Source organism: Massilia psychrophila, from assembly GCF_002760665.1.
GTDB lineage: Bacteria > Pseudomonadota > Gammaproteobacteria > Burkholderiales > Burkholderiaceae_D > JAFCUW01.
This window is the reverse complement of the sequence record NZ_PDOB01000012.1, coordinates 22,372-39,386: the sequence shown is the minus strand read 5'-3', so window position 1 is coordinate 39,386 and position 17,015 is coordinate 22,372. Positions and strand designations below refer to the sequence as shown.

Genomic DNA, 17,015 nt, shown 5'->3' with positions numbered 1-17,015 from the left:
CTTTCCTCATGCAGGCCGGTCGAGCCGGCGCACAGGAACAGCCAGGCGGTGAGCAAATCAACGAGCCAAACCGTAGCCGGCCAACATACCAAGACGTCGAAGCTCTGGCGAATGATCCACCGTTATTCTCAAGCCTTTGGGATGAGGCTTACATCGGGTCGGGCGAAAACGACAAGCGTTATCGACGCCATCGACCGGCGAGCTGGCCACGGGGGACAGCTCGCCGGCACTTATCCTTACAATTCCAAACAATCCAATCCGGCAGCCATGCGCGTGATCCGATTACAACAACGGTGCAACCTTGATTCGCGCAGGGATGTGCGTACACGTTTTTCCATCGAATTTGCAATTTGGCGAGGCCGATGGAGACGCCCCTGTGTAAAATATCGTTTTAATTCTTACACCAGCAGAGGTTTAACCGCCGCCTGTCGATTATATATTCAAAATGAAGGACTTAGAGAGAATTTCTGGGAAGACAGAGCAAATGAAGATGCAAACCGATGTTGTTCCCCCTTCATCACAGCACGACAATACCCCCCCACTGCAGGCACAGTTTGTCACGATCACCGAAGAAGAGGCCGGTCAACGCATCGATAACTACCTGCTGCGGGTCTGCAAGGGCGTACCGAAGAGTCACATTTACCGGATTTTGCGTTCCGGCGAAGTACGTGTCAACAAAGGCCGGATCGACCAGTTATACCGCCTCGCCAATGGCGACGTGGTGCGCATTCCGCCGGTGCGGGTGGCCGAAAAGTCGACCGCCATTGTGCCGGGCGCCGAATTTACCATCCTGTTCGAGGATGCCCACCTGCTCGTCATCGACAAGCCGGCCGGCACCGCCGTGCACGGCGGCTCCGGCGTGTCGTTCGGCGTCATCGAGCAGTTGCGTGCGTCGAGACCAGACGCCAAGTTTCTCGAACTGGTGCACCGGCTCGACCGCGACACGTCGGGCGTACTGATGCTGGCAAAAAAACGCTCGGCCTTGACCAACCTGCACGAACAGATGCGCGATGGCGTCACCGACAAGCGCTATTTGACCGTGGTCGGCGGCGACTGGAAGAACGCGCGCCAGCACATCAAGCTGCCGCTGCACAAGTTCACTACCGCGGAGGGCGAACGGCGGGTCTGCGTGCAGGCCGGCGGCATGGAATCGCACACGGCATTTACCATGCTGCGAAAGTGGCAACAGTTCACACTGCTGGAAGCGGAGCTGAAGACGGGGCGCACCCACCAGATCCGGGTTCACCTGGCGTCTTCCGGCTATCCCATCCTGGGCGACGACAAATACGGCGATTTCGCGCTGAACCGGGTGCTGCTCAAGGCCGACCCGACCCGCGGCGCGCTCAAGCGGATGTTCTTGCACGCCCATCAGATCACCTTCACCCATCCTGAAACCGGCAAGCAGCAAACGATTAATGCACCGTTACCGCCGGAATGCGATCGTTTCTTGGTAAGCTTGGGAAAACCGCTAAATATTACTTCGCGTTAAGTGCGAACACCCGATAACCAATGGAAGGAGCCGGCTGCCACAAGCAGTCGGGAATAATGGCAAGAAAACAATTTGACTTGATCGTATTCGATTGGGACGGCACCTTGATGGACAGTACCTCCACCATCGTCAAAAGTATCCAGGCGGCAGCCAGAGACCTGGGCCTGCCGGTCCCCCGCGATGAAGACGCTTCGCACGTCATCGGTCTTGGGTTACACGAAGCGATGCAAATGGCGATGCCCAACATCGACCCTGCGCTGTATCCGAAGATGGTGGAGCGTTATCGCTTCCATTACCTGACGAAAGACCCCGAACTGGTGTTGTTCGACGGCGTACGCGACATGCTGGCCGAGCTGTCGCAGGATGGTTATTTTCTTGCGGTTGCGACCGGCAAGAGCCGTGTCGGCCTGAACCGGGCACTGAACGCGGTCGGGCTGCTGTCGCTGTTCGACGCCACCCGTTGCGCCGACGAGACATTTTCCAAGCCGCATCCGGCAATGCTGCAGGAACTGACCCGCGAACTGGGCCAGGATTTAAAACGCACCGTGATGATCGGCGACACCACTCATGACCTGCTGATGGCCAATAATGCCGGCGCTTCCGCTGTCGCGGTCGAATACGGCGCCCATCCGATCGACCAACTGCATTCATGTCAACCAATGTATTCGGCGCAAAACGTCACGCAGCTGCACGAATGGCTCAGCGAGCATGCGTAATGGATGAGCAGGCCGTCGCCGAGCTGTTCATTTGCGACGCCGACGCTCTGCTTGATGGCGGGCGCGGCCGGCGCTTTGCCGTCACCGCGTTCGGCGACGCCGCCACCGGCTTCGTGGTGCGCTTCAACGGCAAGGTGTACGGCTACCTGAACCGCTGCGCCCACGTACCGATCGAGCTCGACTGGGCCGAAGGCGAGTTCTTCGAGTCCAGCGGGCTGTATCTGATGTGCGCGACGCACGGCGCGGTCTACGTGCCGGAAACCGGCCAGTGCGCCGGCGGGCCGTGCAAGGGCGGCCGGCTGCGCCCGATCGGCGTGCGCGAAGAAAACGACAAGATTTACTGGCAGAGCGACAAATTCATCCGCGCACCGCAAGCGCAATCACCGACACATATTTCCATCAAACTTCACCCCGACGATCTATGAGCGACAATACGAGCAGCACCCCGGCGCCCGGCGCCCCCTTGGCAACTTCGCCCATCAACGCCAACTGGGAGCGCGAAACGCTGGAAAAATTGCTATTTGCAACCGTCAAGGAGCAGCGATTGGCGCGCCGCTGGAGCATTTTCTTCAAACTGTTGATTCTTGGCACTCTCGCCTTCTCGCTGTGGGCGTATTTCGACTTCAGCACCGGTTCGGACATCGAAGCGCTGGGCCGGCACACGGCACTGATCGAGATCGACGGCAACATCGAAGTCGAAGGCGGCGGCTCGGCCGACTCCGTCATTCCATCGCTCAACAAGGCGTTCAGCGATATCGGTTCGGTCGCCGTCGTGTTGCGGATTAACAGCCCTGGCGGCAGTCCGGTGCAAGCCGGCATGATCGTCGACGAGATCCTGCGCCTGCGAAAAGGCTACCCCGCCAAGCCGGTGTACGTCGTCGTCGACGAAATCTGCGCCTCGGGCGGCTATTACATCGCCGCCGCGGCAGACAAGATTTTTGTCAACAAGGCAAGCATCGTCGGCTCGATCGGCGTGCTGATGGACGGTTTCGGCTTCACCGGCACGATGGACAAGCTCGGCGTCGAGCGGCGCCTGCTGACGGCCGGCGAAAACAAAGGTTTCCTCGATCCCTTCACTCCGCAGGCAGAAAAGCACAAGGCGCACGCGCAAGTGATGCTCAACGAAATCCACCAGCAATTTATCAGCGTGGTGAGGGCAGGGCGCGGCAAGCGCCTGAAGGAAACGCCGGACATGTTTTCGGGCCTGTTCTGGAGCGGCGCCAAGGCGGTCGAGATGGGCCTGGCCGACGGTTTCGGCAGCGTCGACAGCGTGGCCCGCGAAGTGGTCAAGGTCGAAGATATCGTCGACTACACCGCGCACGAAGGATTGCCGGAGCGGGTGCTGAAAAAATTCGGCGCTTCGGTCGGCGCGGGCGCCGTGAAGTCGCTCTACCGCGGAGCGACACCGGCGGTGCGTTGAACCTTAAAAAATTATCCCTTGCAAGTTCGATTTATTGATCTATATTAAAGCTGTAGTTCACAAAAAGGGGTCTACATAAAAGTTCAACCAGTTGGCAAAATATCTTTGAACCGGACTACCGGCTGCACCACGGATGCGGCATAGAGAGAATTTACATTCCTCATTGAAAGTCTCCTTGCGGGACCAGAAGACGGCAGCGCAACGCTGCCGTCTTCTTTTGCGTTGCGCTGTCCGACAATAAACTTCTTTCGCTAAGCGTTAGCCGCATGTGAAGTTCGTCACGGTCGGAATCAGGGCCGCACCACAGCTCGTTTTGTGGCCTTCGTACGCGACTGCAACCCCGTCGATCGTATGGTGCGGATCGCCTTCCACAATCGTTCCGGTGCCATGGACCGGACATGTGGTCTTGTCACCGACGCGGGCGACAGCAACGCCATCGAGCGTAAAGTGGCTTGCAGCGACGCTGGCCACTTTGCCGCCATGGCTGGTAGGGTCATTTAAACGGATGACTTTGCGCATTGGAAGTCCTCGTCAATTGTCACTTGTAATTGTTCGGATCGATGGCGGGCGTGCCGCGGTGAGCGAATACATCGCCGCCGTTCGGGTGGGTCTGCGTCTTGCGCTTCTCATCCGATGGCGGGCTGACGAAAACGATGGATGCCTCGTTCGGGTTGCGCAGGTTGATGGCGGCGCTGATGCCGCCATCACGGTAGCTGCCCATGACGCCAATGGCCATTTGCACGAACAGCGTGGCCGCCCCGGTATTACCCAGGCGTTTGTCGGTATCGATGAACTGGGTGGATTTTGCGCTGTCGAGTTCCGGCCCGCCGCTGGCGGCGTACGCATTGAGCGTGCCGTGCAGGGCGATCATTTGCTCAGTACTGCCGCCGGTGGCGACAACAACCCGGGCCAGGGCGCTGGCGCGCTGGGCTTCAGGCAAGGTTTGCAGAGCTGTCTGCCAACCCGCCTGCAATGCTTTTTCGCGTTCGTCGCGGCGCGTCAATGGTTTGCCTTGTTCGTCGGCGAAGCGGACGAAGGTGGGGCGGTGGATGAAACCGAGGGTCGGCAACCGGTCGAAAGTGGCCAACTGGTTTTTGTTCCAGGGAATCGGGAACCAGGGAGTTGGTTGCCATTCCTTCGGCGGATGATGGGAAAACGGGTTGAGGTTGTCCAGCATGCCGGTGACGCCGGTGCCACGGATGTCGGGGCGTTGCGCGAAGGCTGCGGTCGCTTCCAGCCATTCGGTCACAAGGGGAGGGCGTTCGACGGGTTCGTTGTTTTCGCGACGAATCATATCAGCGCCCACCTGGGCCGGCGTACGATTAAGCTGCTGGCGCCGCGGATGGGGAACGGCGGCCATCAGTTCGCCATACATCCAGCGAAAGACATTTTGCAGGAACTTGTTGTCCGGGTCGTCCCACACGAACGGCCTTACCGGATCAACGCGTTCGCGCCGGGCCAGCACGAACAGTGCGGAGGAATCCGGCATTTCCGGGATGTAGTAGCCGTCTCTGAGCAGTTTGGCGGCCCCTGCAGGACGGTAGCTGTCGCGTGGCCCCATCCCGTCGTCCGAATTGAGCACGATGTATGGCACATCGGGATTGGCGTCGAAAAAGGCGAACACGTCCTCCAGTATGCGATCGGGATGTTCGTCGAAGCGGCGCTGGCCGATTACAAACAAATGCCAGGCCATCCCGGAAGAAATCGCTCCGCCGGCCAGGCCCATCAATGGGCTCGTCGGCTTTTCAGCGCGCGCAGGATTCAGGATTGGTCCTTCAGCATCGAAGACCGGAACCCCGTAATACATGGGAGTGTACTGCGCACCGTTTTCCAGCGAGTCGCCGCCGCGCCCGCCGCCGAGCCCCTTTTTGTCCTGCGCGCTCCATTCATATTTTTCTTTGTTCTGTTCACGGATCGTCGCCTGTGGACTGCCAGCTTGCAGTGCCTCCCATAGTTTTCTTTGGCGGTATTTGTCAAACGTTACGCCTAGGCCGATCACTTCCAGCACGTATTCCCGTTTCGCCTGATCGCTCACGGCAACCTGTTGCGCCTGTGCCTGGGGGGGCTTTGTCGGCACATTCTTCGACGCCATGCTCCAGCGCGCACCGAAGAGCAGCCCTACTACTGCGGTGGGCAATAGAACACCCCACTTAACGACCGGCCACATCCATGTGTTGTTCATCGATTGCTCCTGACTAAGAATAAAGGACTCGGGTTGAATGACGCGCGCGACGAACAATGTCCATAGCGGGATCAGGAAAACCAGTGCGATCAAGGCTCCCAGCAGGTACTGCCACAGCTTCGGAGGACGGGTGCTGGCGACGGAGCTCATGCTTTCTCCTTGCTGCCGTCGCCGGCCGTCTTGACTGCCTGTTTGGGTTCCGGTGTCGGTGCCCGGGTTGACCGGGTGCCCTGCATGGTTTCGCACACGACGAGCGACGGTATTCCCGCACGCAGCGCCGGAACGCAGGCTGGTAGCTTGCCATTGCTGTAATAGTCGGCATTTCCCTGGATAAGGTCCTTGCGCGACGGTGGTTCGACGCTCCAGTAGATTCCGAAATCAGAAATAAAATCTTCCCACCGCGTGATGGACGGCCGTACAGGTGCCGACGGATTATTTTGCAAGCGCCAGTCGGCAACCGCACACAAATACGCATAGAACTTCGGATCGCTCGATGCCTGCCCGCCACCGATCGCCACATCGTAGGCGGTCACGTTGCTATGATTTTTGGCACTGCCGATGATCGCGCCATGAAATGACTTCGGACTCACTTCGTGCTGCCAGCGTTTGCGCGCTTCGTTCGGGCTCTCCTCTACCAGCGCGCTCACTTTGCCATCCGGGTAGCGCACCACTTCCAGGATCGCGCGTTGCGCCTCCGGCCCCAGTTGCACCAGCTTGTTATCCTTGTTGTAACGCTCCTCGACCAGCTTGCGCTCGGCGAACGACAACTTTTGCGGCGAGCCGGGACGACGCAGCGCGCCCGAAGGATCCGGACAATCTTCGCGCCATGCTTTCAGTCCGTTGCTGCTGGTAATGGCAATCGCCGCATCGATCGGATCGACTTCCTCGCATGGTCCCTGATCCTTGGCTGACAGCTTGGCCTGCGCCGAATCCTTGGGGATGTTCTTCGGATCGATCTGGCCGCTGCCGCGCAGGTCGGCAGGCACCGGCACGAGCAGCGCTTCGCCGTTGATCCTGCGGATGCCGTCGCGCTTGCCCACCTCGGTCTGTAGAAAATCCCAGCGACTCGGCTTTGGCGGCCACACGGCTTCGTCATGGTTGGCGCGGTGGCCGCGGTTCGCTGCCGCCACATGGGCATGGTCGTCTTCGTCTTCGGTGCGCAAGGCGAAGTCGTGCGGCGCCTGGCCTATGAGCACCGCGCCAAGCTTTTTCTTTGCCGCGTCGAAGCGTTGCTTGCTGGTGAACACGCGCTGCAAAAAGCCCGGCCCCAGTTCGGACAGCGGCTTGCGGTGTTGCAGTTCGGTAGCCCATTGCGCAGTAGCGTCACCCCACATGCTTTTCTTCTTTTCCCCCTTCGTTTTCGACAAAGCCGTGCCGCTCATGAAATCGGGCACGCCTTGCCAGCCGATGCCCTTCATGTTGTCGAGCGCAACCGTCATGTCTTCCGGACAGAAGTACAGATAGACCTTGCCGCGGTTGTCGCGGTCGGCGCCCGCATTCCATTTCGAACCCACCATGCCGTGGTATTTGCCGTGATCGGTCAATGCCGCCAGTGCCGGCGTCGTGTGTTTTTTCGCCGCCACGCCCTGCACGATGTTTACCAAGGTACGCAAGCGCGCGTCGAAGGTTTGGCGCGCGCTGATGGCGCCGTAGTGGCCGTCCATCGCCGCGTCGGATCCTCCAGGTAGCTTTTCGAGCACCTTGAGAATAAAGTTTGCTTCCTCGTCCAGGCTGTACGGCGGGTGCGTCAGGATCAAGGTGTCGGCCGGGCGCTGCCCCTCGTCGAGCAGGAATGCCTGCGCCAGCAGCGATATCAAACAGCCCTGGCTGTGTGCAACGATCGAGACTGCCTCATTGACGTCGTAGTCGCGGATCATCGCGATCAGCGCTGCCAATCGCTTGGCGGCAAGAACCATGTACATCCGGCCGGGTGCGCTAAGAAGCGGCCGGACAGCGTCGCCAACCACATCGAAGGGCGCGGACAGGCCGTGGTTCCACATGTCGGGCAGCGTGCTGGTGGCGTTGCCGAACGGGCCACCGCCCTTCGACAAGTCCTTGTCCAGGCGGTTGCCGAAGCGGTCGATACGCTGGCCGTTTTTTGTGCCGGCCTGACTGAAAACTTCGCGAAAGCCCCAGTAAAACGGAATGACAGGGCTATGCGTCTTGACATCTATCTTGCGCTTGAAGAACACCGCATCCGGGTCGGGCTCGACCACGTCCTTGTCCTTCGCGCTCGGCAGGCGGTAGCTGCCCGCCACAAACCGCCCTTGCTTGCCAGGACCGGTGCCATGGAGCCGAACGTCGAGTCCGGCGCACAAGCCTTCCTCCACAGCGCCGAAGCTGGTGCCGACGTCGTTGACGCCGTGAATGACAATGACATTGCAGGGCAGGCCGTACGTCGACCGTCTTGTCGGATCGCCGATCGCATTGCAGGACGCTGGTTTCCCGGCCAACGCAAAACTGTTCTCGTGGATAGCTCATCGAGCCGTCTCCCTGGCGTTATATTTTGTCGGTCAAGATACGGATATGTGCGATATGCATCGCATCGCTTTGCAACAGACTGGTATTGCCGGCCGCATCGCTGATGCCCTGCAGCGTGCTGCCGTCGGTCATGTCGATCTCGAATTGCCGGTTGGGTGCGATCACGGCGTCGTCAGTGTGGGCGCCGTACTTAAGCACGAACTTCTGGTCCGGACTGCCGCCGCCGAAGGTCGGCATTTCAGCTTGCATGGTGGCCGGTCCGCTGAACGGGAAGTTGGCGGCCTGGTGTTTGATATCGCCGTTGGTGCCCAGCGTGATGCCGCCGCCGATCTTGATGAAGGAGCCGTCTTCAGCGATCAGTTGAATTTCTTTCGCCATCATGACGATCTTGCCGTCCGTTGCGGTGACCTTGACGTTCTTGGCGGAGTTGAGCTCGGTGTCGTCGTGCTGGCTTTGCAGTAAGAATTTGCCGTGATGGGCGATCGCCCTGATGCCGCCATGGTGAGAAAACAGCGAGACGCCTTGCCCCGCATTCAGGTTGAAATGCTGGCCGGCCGTCAGCTGCATGTGCTGTTGGGCCACGCTGTCGATATTGCTGGCCGCATAGCTGACGATTGCCTTGGACGTGGCAAAGCTAATGCCTTCGGGCGCGGTGACGCCGATCAGGGCGGCGCCGCCGTCCAGCCCATCGGGGGCGGTGTTGCTGCCGTTTTCCCACCGCTGGAACTTCGAATGCAGCTCGGCCTGGGGCCTGTCGTCCACCGGCAGCGCCTGATTGTCGGCCGCATAGTTGCCCAGGGTTCGGCACTGTTCCAGGCATTGCTCCATCAGCGAGAGGTATTCAGCGCGGGCAAGCTGGCTGTCGACGGCGTTCAGGCGCTTCCATGCGGTCAGCAGCAAGCCCTTGGCTGCGCGCAGGGCGACGTGCTCATCGCTGCGCAATTCGGCGCCTTCGCCGCGCTGCTCGCCTTTGCCGTCGTTTCTCGCGTGAGTCAGGTGCCCCAGATTCAGTTGGCTATGGCCATGCTCGCTCGCCAGTTGCGCGCTGATCTGGCCGGGGGTATCGTCCATCCGCAGCTGGTTGTAGCGCAAGCCCTTCACTTCGCGGCTTTTTATGCCGGAAAGGAAGCGGTTTCCCGGCAGGTGACCGCGATGGCTGAAAGCCGGCGGCGGGGTACGGCCGCCGTGTACGCGGCCGGTGATGACCGGCTTGTCCGGGTCGCCTCCAAGAAAGCTAACGAGGCACTCGTCGCCCGCACGGGGCAGCGAGATCGCGCCGTAAAGTTCGCCGGTCCAGGAACTGGCGACGCGCACCCACGCCGAGTCGCGGTCGCTTTCCGACGCTCCCGCTCCCTGCGCATGCACATGGTCGGCCGGGCGGCACGCCGGGAAGCGTACTTTGACCCGGCCATGCCGATCGCAATACACCTCCTCCTCGCCAGGGCCGACAACGATCACGCTCTGCATTTCGGTGCGCGGCAGGTCGATGCGGGGATCGTAGGCTGGTACGATCGGGATTGCGCGCCGCACGCAGGTGAATCGATTGGTATAGCGGGCGCCCCGTTCGGCGCTGGCCTGCGCCAGTCCGTCGTCGTCCGCGCGCCATTTATTCAACCTGAACAGACGCAATACCCTGTCGTTGGTCGCCTTGGGCAGGTTGTTTTCCGCGTCGATGCGCAATTTTGTGATGACGAATTCGCGTTCCTCCTTTGTGTGGGCGTCGATCTCGGGGTGGCCGGTGACGACGATCCACTGGCCGACGCATAGCTCGCGCCCCCCACTTTCGGCCTCAAAATACTTTGCCTGGTATTCGTGACCTTGCATGCGCAGCATCGCCAGGTTGCGGTAGTCGGCAGCGTCGTTCCCGGCATGCGGCACGTCGACCTGGTAGTCGTTTAGGCCAGCAGCAAACTGGTTGCCGAGAACTCCTTGGTCGTTGCTGCTGGTTTCCTCGCTTTCGCTTGGCCACGCCTGCAGGTAATCCCAGCTATGCCGGCTTACCTTGCCGGCAGTCAGTGAGCGAAGGGCATGCCACGCGGTGATGCTGTCACGCTTCTCCGTGCCATCGTCCCGGTGGTAGCGTACCGTGCCGGCGGCGTTCTGCTGCAGCGACTGGTTATTGTCAAACAATACAAGCGTGTGGCCCGATACTTCCTTGCTGCCCGATTCGGTCGCCTGACCAGCCTGGAAAAACCAGGCCAGGCCGCGCCGCTTCCACAGGCGGCGCAGGAATGCCGCGTCCGACTCGTTGTACTGCATCGTGAATTCCCTGGCCGGGTACGATCTCATGTGCAACAGTGAAAAGTCGAACGCACGCGCCATCACGGCATTGTTTTGCCGCCATTCGCGCAGGATGGTGTGGGTGATATCGATCTCGCTGGCGCCCCGGAAGATACGGGTGTTGATGCGCTGTTCCATCAACGTCAACGCATCGCACACGACCAGTTGGTAGGTCGCCAAGCCGCCGTCGCTTTCGCCTTCGGCGGCATGGGCAACTATCCCGCAGGCGGACCGCAGGCGGCCGGTGTCGGTGACGAACTGCAGTTCGACGGGCATGGCATTGAATTGTTTGAGCGGAAGGCCGGCCTTGCTGGCGACGCACAACAGGCGATATTCCAGGCCGCCGCACATGGTCTCGACCCCGTTGACATGCTTGACCAGCAGCAGGTCGTCAACAGGCCCACGCTCAGTCGACAGGCGCAGGCGGATAGGGCGGTTGGCGCCGGTAAGGCCGGCCATCTCGGCTCGAAGCTGCTGGAAATTCATGATGTGGGCTCCCAATGTTCGCAGCGCCGGCGGCGGCCGGAAGCGGCGTAGTCCATTAAATCGAATGGCGCAATGTACGTTTGGAGCGCAGGCGGCAACGATTTCGCAAAAATGTTTTCTGACGACGAAAAATTTCGTGCCGAAAGGAATTGTTGCGCGGATGCTAAAGAAAAGAGTTGAGATAGATCAAGGCGGCGGACAAGACCTGGAGGGGGAAAAACTATCGGCAATCCCGCTGGCATACAGAATTCCGTGCGCAGCGATGTGGTAGTGCGAGGACTGGAGATGCGGCAAGGTCACGGCAGCGTCATGCTGCCGCTATTTTTGCCGCGTTTTTACCGCATGTGGTGCCGAAAGTCGATAAAGTCACTCAAAACAGGAGTTCGCCGTACTCGCCCCACCGCCGGCAACTGGACCGGCAAGGTCCGCATCGTCGGCGATGACTGACGCGAGTTGCTCGCCGGACGCAACGTCGTATTGGGCAAAGCCGCCGCGTTCGAGCCATTCCTGAAAGTTTTGCTGGGTCTGGGCGTACCAGGCGGCCCTCGAGAGGGTGGCTTCCGCGATCGGCATGACATTGGAACTGTTATTGATCCACCGTGCAATCGCCAGCCGGGCAGCATATAGAGATGATTGCTCAAGGGCAATCATCGCGTGGGCCTTTGCCCCTGAAACAGGAAACTCGCTGCCTTGCTGGTTCCGGTTGCAGTAATTGTCGATGGTCATGATTTCCTCAATTGTTGGGTTAATTTTCCTACCGATGAGGTAAGCATTCGTCAGGTCCGTTAGGCAGATTCCTAACGAGGCTTCACTCTACCCATGAACTTGTTCACAAACTTGATCTGTGTCAAAGGTGTTGCTTGCGCTGCCTTAAATTTCCAATTGCTAATTGATATTGCATCGGGGAGGGTGGCCGGGCAGTTGTCCAGCCTGCTTTAGGCTCGAATTGGCTGTCCGTACCGACCCACGGCATTGGCGCGCACGACTGTCATTCGCATCGACTGCACCCTGTCAGCGCTTGTCGCCTTCTGTTAGAGTTCCGCCCATGAGCAAATTATCCCTAGACCGCATTATCCAATCGCAAGGCTTCGGCACGCGCAAATACTGTCGCGCGCTGATTGAGGACGGCGAAGTTGTCATCGACGGCGCGCCGCATACCAATTACAAGACAAGTTTCGACACCGATGGCCTGGTGCTGACCGTGTTCGGCGAACCGTGGCAGGTGCGCGAACGGGTCTACATCGCCCTCCACAAGCCGGCCAATTATGAATGTTCGCGCAAACCGAGCCACCATCCCGGCGTGCTGACCTTGCTGCCTGAGCAATTTACCTGGCGCGACGTGCAGCCGGTAGGCCGGCTCGACCACGATACCACCGGCATGCTGCTGATGTCGGACGACGGCCCGTTCATCCACGCCCAATCCTCGCCCAAGCGCCACGTGCCAAAAATCTACCAGGCGACGACGCAGGAGCCGGTAACCCAGGCGCTGATCGACGAGCTGCTGGCCGGCGTCAAGCTGCACGACGAGCCGGCCCCGCTGGCGGCCTTGAGCTGCGTCCAGCGCGGCCCCCACCAGCTCGAAATCGTGCTCGAGCAGGGTAAATACCACCAGGTCAAGCGCATGCTGGCGGCGGCAAGCAACCATTGCTTGGCGCTGCATCGCTCGGCCATCGGCGGCTTGACGCTCGAAGCGCTCGGCATAGCCGAGGGTGAATGGTGCTTTCTTGACCAGGCCCAGTTAGACTTGCTGGCGTGAAGCTCGCGACCCTGAGCGACGGCAGCCGCGACGGCCAGCTGGTCGTCGTCGCGCGCGATCTGAAGAGCGCCCAGGTGGCCGACCGCATCGCCCCGACCTTGCAGGCGGCGCTCGACGACTGGGCTTTTATTGCGCCCCAGCTCATTGAGCTGTCCCAGCAGCTCAACGCCGGCCGCGGCCACCGCAGTTTTGACTTCGACCCGGCCAAATGCATGGCGCCGTTGCCGCGCGCCTTCCAGTGGGTCGACGGATCGGCCTACGTCAATCACGTCGAACTGGTGCGCAAGGCGCGCAAGGCCGACATGCCCGAGTCGTTCTGGGAAGATCCGCTGATGTACCAGGGCGGCAGCGACGACTTCCTCGGCCCGATGGACGACATCGTGCTGGCGCATGAAGAGTGGGGCATCGATTTCGAGGCCGAGGTGGCCGTGATCACCGGCGACGTGCCGATGGGCTCGACGCCGGACCAGGCCCACCAGCACATCCGTTTGCTGATGCTGGCCAACGACGTCTCGCTGCGCAACCTGATCCCGGCCGAGCTGGCGAAAGGCTTCGGCTTCCTGCAGTCCAAGCCCGCCACCAGCTTTTCGCCGGTGGCGGTAACGCCGGACGAGCTGGGCGACGCCTGGCTCGGGGGCAAGGTCCACCTGCCGCTGCGCTCGACCTGGAACGGCAAGCTGGTCGGCCAGCCGCATGCCGGCACCGACATGGTGTTTAATTTCCCCCAGCTCATCGCCCACCTGTGCAAATCACGCAATGCGCGCGCCGGCAGTGTCATCGGCTCCGGCACGGTGTCGAACAAGGACGCCGGCCGCGGCTATTCCTGCATCGCCGAAAAGCGCTGTCTCGAGATGATTGCGGACGGCATCGCCAGCACGCCTTTCATGCTGTTCGGCGACACGATCAACATCGAGATGCTCGATAGTGCCGGCAAATCAATCTTCGGCGCGATCGCGCAAACGGTGAAGCAGGCGGTAGCGAGGAAGCTGCGTTAGTAATTTTAGCGCCGTAAGGTGGGGGTCGCATGATGCGTCGAATTATTCCGGACGCCAGTGCGCGGGGATGACGTGGGTGGGACTTGGTACTTGGTACTGGAAGATGCGCGCTGCCGCGCAATTGAATCCCGTGCAGACGCACTGCTGTCCGGGATAAGGTCGTTAACTTTTGAATCACTGTCCTCGCGCACGTGGGTGTCGCAAAACGGCGCTCAACTCTAGCGCCGTCGTTCTCGCCATTGGCGAAAACGACTCATCGCGCACGTGGGTATCGCAAAAGGGCGCTCAACTCTAGCGCCGTCGTCCTCGCGTACGCGGGGACCCAATTTGCCCGATTAGTTGATCATCTTTTGACGGACGAAGCCAGGCATTGTCGCTATTTTTAAAAAATTGGGTCCCCGCGTTCGCGCTAGGCTGAGTCTACATCTTTGAAACATTCAATAAAAATCAAAGAACTGAAAAAGTGCGGGGATCCATAAGCGTGAATCGCGCCGCATCCAAAAGGAACCGGCAATCGCTGCGCAAGGATATGGGATCCCCGCGTTCGCGAGGATGACGGCTTACACCAAAGTCACACAAGAGCCCGTCGTCCTCGCGAACGGGAAACGCATGCGTTTCCCCCAATATCAATCGAGCTATTCCAGACATCCTTGTGGTTACCGAGTCGATTTCCGGGCCTTAAAATTGCTAAACGTAGCTAGCTGATGAAATAAGTTGTTGTATCGCGACGATCTGCTGCCGTGCGGCATGGGTTTTTGTTATAGTTTGCACATTTTCTATTCGAAAAATTGTATGTAGGAAGCAAACTATCCGGAGTTATCGTGAAAACCAAGAAAAAAATCATGCTCGTGTTCGGTACGCGGCCGGAAGCGATCAAAATGGCGCCGCTGTACTTTGCCTTGAAAAATTGCCCGGATGAGTTCGAAACCGTGCTGTGCGTAACCGCGCAACACCGGCAAATGCTCGACCAGGTGCTGAAAGTGTTCGGCATCGTGCCCGACATCGACCTGAACTTGATGAAGCCCGGCCAGGACTTGTTCGACGTCACCGCGGCCGTACTGACCGGCATGCGCAGCGTCTTCAACGAGCACCAGCCCGATGCAGTGTTGGTGCACGGCGACACCACCACCAGCCTGGCCACCGCAATGGCCGGCTTCTACGCCGGCGTGCCGGTCGGCCACGTCGAGGCCGGGCTGCGCACCCACGACTTAACCGCGCCGTTCCCGGAAGAATTTAATCGCCAGGTCACTGGCAAGGTCGCGCGCTGGCATTTCGCGCCGACCGCCGTCAGCCAGCAAAACCTGCTCGACGAGCGTATTCCGGCCGCCCAGATCAGCGTCACCGGCAACACCGTCATCGACGCGCTGATGTGGGTACTCGGCCGCATCGATGCCGATGCCGGCCGCCGCGCCGAGTTATCCAACTTTATCGACGCACGCCTGCCGTTCGACTGGCGCAGCGAGCGCTTCCTGCTCATCACCGGCCACCGGCGCGAAAATTTCGGCGACGGCTTCCTGCAGATCTGCGAAGCATTAAAAGAACTGGCGCGCGGCTATCCGGAGGTCCACTTCGTCTATCCGGTGCACCTCAATCCGAACGTGCAGGGACCGGTCAACAGCCTGCTCGAAGGACTGAACAACGTGCACCTGATTGACCCGCTCGACTACGAGCCGTTTGTCTACCTGTTAAAACATTCACACATCGTCCTGACCGACAGCGGCGGCATCCAGGAAGAGGCGCCCAGCCTGGGCAAGCCGGTGCTGGTGATGCGCGACGTCACCGAGCGCCCGGAAGCGGTTGACGCCGGCACGGTGCGCTTAGTAGGCGCTGACCGCGGACGCATCGTCAGCAATGTTGCCGAATTGCTGGACAACGAAGATAGTTACAAGTCGATGGCGCGCGCCCATAACCCGTACGGGGATGGCAAGGCGTGCGCCCGGATCATTGATGTGCTGAGGAGTTTCTAAAATGAATAATACATCCGTTTGCGTCATTGGCCTGGGCTACATCGGCCTGCCAACCGCCGCTCTGCTGGCCAGCAACGGCTATAACGTTCTTGGTGTCGACCTCAACGCGCACGCCGTCGAAACCATCAACCAAGGCCGCATCCATATCGTCGAGCCCGACCTCGACGCTTTTGTCCGCTCGGCGGTTGCCGCCGGTCGCCTGAAAGCCTACGGCAAGCCGCAGCACGCCGACATCTATATAGTATGCGTGCCAACGCCTTTCCGCGAGTCCGACGGCATCCCGCAACCGAATCTCGATTACGTAATGGCCGCCACCCACAGCATCGCCGAGCACATCAAGCCGGGCGACATCGTCATCCTCGAATCGACGTCGCCCGTCGGCACCACCGCGGCAATGGAAGAAGTGCTGCGCCAAGCCGGCGTGGACGTCAGCGCGATCGACATCGCCTACTGCCCCGAGCGCGTACTGCCGGGCAAAATCATGACCGAACTGGTCGAGAACGACCGCGTCGTCGGCGGCCTGACCCCGCGCGCCACCGCCTCCGTCAGCGCCTTTTACCGCACCTTCGTGCATGGCGCCGTATTGGAAACGGAAGCCAAAACGGCCGAGATGTGCAAGCTGACCGAAAACAGCTTCCGCGACGTCAACATCGCCTTTGCCAACGAACTGTCGATGATCTGCGCCAAGGACGGCATCAACGTGTGGGACCTGATCCGCCTGGCCAACCGTCACCCGCGCGTCAACATCTTGCAGCCAGGCGCCGGCGTCGGAGGCCATTGCATCGCCGTCGACCCGTGGTTCATCGTCGCCCGCGACCCCGAAAACGCAAAACTGATCCGCCAGGCACGCGAAGTGAACAACCACAAGACCGTCTGGGCGATCGACCAGATCAAGATCGCCGCCGCCGACGCCACCGCGCAAACCGGCCGCAAGGCCAAGATCGCCTGCCTGGGCCTGGCATTCAAACCGGACATCGACGACCTGCGCGAGTCGCCAGCGGCATCGATCGCTGCTACGTTGCTGTCGCAGCAGTACGACATCATGGCGGTTGAGCCGAACATCAAGGAGCATGCAGAATTGAACCTGGTGTCGCTCGATGAAGCGCTGCGCACGGCGGATGTGGTGGTAGTGCTGGTCAAGCACCGGCAGTTTGGGGTGGCGCATGTGAAGGCGCAGTTGGGGGAAATGCGGGTGCTGGATTTGTGTGGGTTGCTGGCTTGATTTTCCTGCTTCATTAATTAG

The 17,015-nt window shown here is 60.2% G+C and carries 13 protein-coding genes; 8 read left to right on the top strand and 5 right to left on the bottom strand.

Features of this window, described 5'->3' with window-relative positions; translation table 11 throughout:
• Nucleotides 1-484: 484 nt before the first annotated feature.
• From CR103_RS09645 to CR103_RS09630, 4 genes are read left to right on the top strand one after another with little or no spacing between them, the layout of a single operon-like run.
• Nucleotides 485-1,489, top strand: a complete 1,005-nt coding sequence (locus CR103_RS09645) for an RluA family pseudouridine synthase (protein WP_099915782.1) — start codon at nucleotides 485-487, stop codon at nucleotides 1,487-1,489.
• 56 nt (nucleotides 1,490-1,545) lie between these two features.
• Nucleotides 1,546-2,205, top strand: a complete 660-nt coding sequence (locus CR103_RS09640; RefSeq protein WP_099915781.1) for an HAD-IIIA family hydrolase — start codon at nucleotides 1,546-1,548, stop codon at nucleotides 2,203-2,205.
• Nucleotides 2,205-2,630 carry a Rieske (2Fe-2S) protein gene (locus tag CR103_RS09635; protein WP_099915780.1) on the top strand — a complete coding sequence of 142 codons (426 nt, stop codon included), beginning with the start codon at nucleotides 2,205-2,207 and terminating at the stop codon, nucleotides 2,628-2,630. Before CR103_RS09640 ends, CR103_RS09635 begins: the two co-directional genes overlap by 1 nt.
• Nucleotides 2,627-3,625, top strand: a complete 999-nt coding sequence (locus tag CR103_RS09630; RefSeq protein ID WP_099915779.1) for a S49 family peptidase — start codon at nucleotides 2,627-2,629, stop codon at nucleotides 3,623-3,625. The genes CR103_RS09635 and CR103_RS09630 overlap by 4 nt, the downstream gene beginning before the upstream one ends.
• A gap of 258 nt (nucleotides 3,626-3,883) precedes the next feature.
• On the opposite strand, the gene CR103_RS09625 is transcribed toward CR103_RS09630, so the two are convergent.
• The 5 genes from CR103_RS09625 to CR103_RS09605 form a co-directional block, all read right to left on the bottom strand.
• Nucleotides 3,884-4,144 carry a PAAR domain-containing protein gene (locus CR103_RS09625; protein WP_099915778.1) on the bottom strand — a complete coding sequence of 87 codons (261 nt, stop codon included), beginning with the start codon at nucleotides 4,142-4,144 and terminating at the stop codon, nucleotides 3,884-3,886.
• A gap of 19 nt (nucleotides 4,145-4,163) precedes the next feature.
• Nucleotides 4,164-5,957 carry a type VI lipase adapter Tla3 domain-containing protein gene (locus CR103_RS09620; RefSeq protein ID WP_099915777.1) on the bottom strand — a complete coding sequence of 598 codons (1,794 nt, stop codon included), beginning with the start codon at nucleotides 5,955-5,957 and terminating at the stop codon, nucleotides 4,164-4,166.
• Nucleotides 5,954-8,260, bottom strand: a complete 2,307-nt coding sequence (locus CR103_RS22610; protein ID WP_180279345.1) for a T6SS effector phospholipase Tle3 domain-containing protein — start codon at nucleotides 8,258-8,260, stop codon at nucleotides 5,954-5,956. Before CR103_RS22610 ends, CR103_RS09620 begins: the two co-directional genes overlap by 4 nt.
• 46 nt (nucleotides 8,261-8,306) lie before the next feature.
• Complete coding sequence (locus CR103_RS09610; RefSeq protein WP_229442981.1) at nucleotides 8,307-11,054, bottom strand: type VI secretion system Vgr family protein; 2,748 nt, start codon at nucleotides 11,052-11,054, stop codon at nucleotides 8,307-8,309.
• 366 nt (nucleotides 11,055-11,420) lie between these two features.
• On the bottom strand, nucleotides 11,421-11,780 hold the full coding sequence (locus tag CR103_RS09605; RefSeq protein WP_099915775.1) for a hypothetical protein: 360 nt from the start codon (nucleotides 11,778-11,780) through the stop codon (nucleotides 11,421-11,423).
• A 319-nt stretch (nucleotides 11,781-12,099) separates the two neighbouring features.
• Here CR103_RS09605 and CR103_RS09600 point away from each other — a divergent pair, with 319 nt between their 5' ends.
• From CR103_RS09600 to wecC, 4 genes are all read left to right on the top strand, one after another.
• A complete protein-coding gene (locus CR103_RS09600; protein WP_099915774.1) occupies nucleotides 12,100-12,810 on the top strand; it encodes a pseudouridine synthase in 711 nt (236 codons plus the stop codon).
• The gene (locus CR103_RS09595; RefSeq protein ID WP_099915773.1) at nucleotides 12,807-13,805 is read left to right on the top strand and encodes a fumarylacetoacetate hydrolase family protein; all 999 of its coding nucleotides are present in this window, start codon (nucleotides 12,807-12,809) and stop codon (nucleotides 13,803-13,805) included. Before CR103_RS09600 ends, CR103_RS09595 begins: the two co-directional genes overlap by 4 nt.
• Nucleotides 13,806-14,647: 842 nt before the next feature.
• Entirely contained in the window at nucleotides 14,648-15,772 is a 1,125-nt protein-coding gene (gene wecB / locus CR103_RS09590; protein ID WP_099915855.1) for a non-hydrolyzing UDP-N-acetylglucosamine 2-epimerase, read from the top strand.
• A gap of 1 nt (nucleotide 15,773) precedes the next feature.
• Entirely contained in the window at nucleotides 15,774-16,994 is a 1,221-nt protein-coding gene (gene wecC / locus CR103_RS09585) for a UDP-N-acetyl-D-mannosamine dehydrogenase (RefSeq protein ID WP_099915772.1), read from the top strand.
• Nucleotides 16,995-17,015: the final 21 nt, after the last annotated feature.

What these genes read in the sequence shown, in the direction of transcription:
- CR103_RS09645 (WP_099915782.1), top strand. Translation starts at nt 485, where the DNA reads ATGAAGATGCAAACCGATGTTGTTCCCCCTTCATCACAGCACGACAAT.
- CR103_RS09640 (WP_099915781.1), top strand. Translation starts at nt 1,546, where the DNA reads ATGGCAAGAAAACAATTTGACTTGATCGTATTCGATTGGGACGGCACC.
- CR103_RS09635 (WP_099915780.1), top strand. Translation starts at nt 2,205, where the DNA reads ATGGATGAGCAGGCCGTCGCCGAGCTGTTCATTTGCGACGCCGACGCT.
- CR103_RS09630 (WP_099915779.1), top strand. Translation starts at nt 2,627, where the DNA reads ATGAGCGACAATACGAGCAGCACCCCGGCGCCCGGCGCCCCCTTGGCA.
- CR103_RS09625 (WP_099915778.1), bottom strand. Translation starts at nt 4,144, where the DNA reads ATGCGCAAAGTCATCCGTTTAAATGACCCTACCAGCCATGGCGGCAAA.
- CR103_RS09620 (WP_099915777.1), bottom strand. Translation starts at nt 5,957, where the DNA reads ATGAGCTCCGTCGCCAGCACCCGTCCTCCGAAGCTGTGGCAGTACCTG.
- CR103_RS09610 (WP_229442981.1), bottom strand. Translation starts at nt 11,054, where the DNA reads ATGAATTTCCAGCAGCTTCGAGCCGAGATGGCCGGCCTTACCGGCGCC.
- CR103_RS09605 (WP_099915775.1), bottom strand. Translation starts at nt 11,780, where the DNA reads ATGACCATCGACAATTACTGCAACCGGAACCAGCAAGGCAGCGAGTTT.
- CR103_RS09600 (WP_099915774.1), top strand. Translation starts at nt 12,100, where the DNA reads ATGAGCAAATTATCCCTAGACCGCATTATCCAATCGCAAGGCTTCGGC.
- wecB (WP_099915855.1), top strand. Translation starts at nt 14,648, where the DNA reads ATGCTCGTGTTCGGTACGCGGCCGGAAGCGATCAAAATGGCGCCGCTG.
- wecC (WP_099915772.1), top strand. Translation starts at nt 15,774, where the DNA reads ATGAATAATACATCCGTTTGCGTCATTGGCCTGGGCTACATCGGCCTG.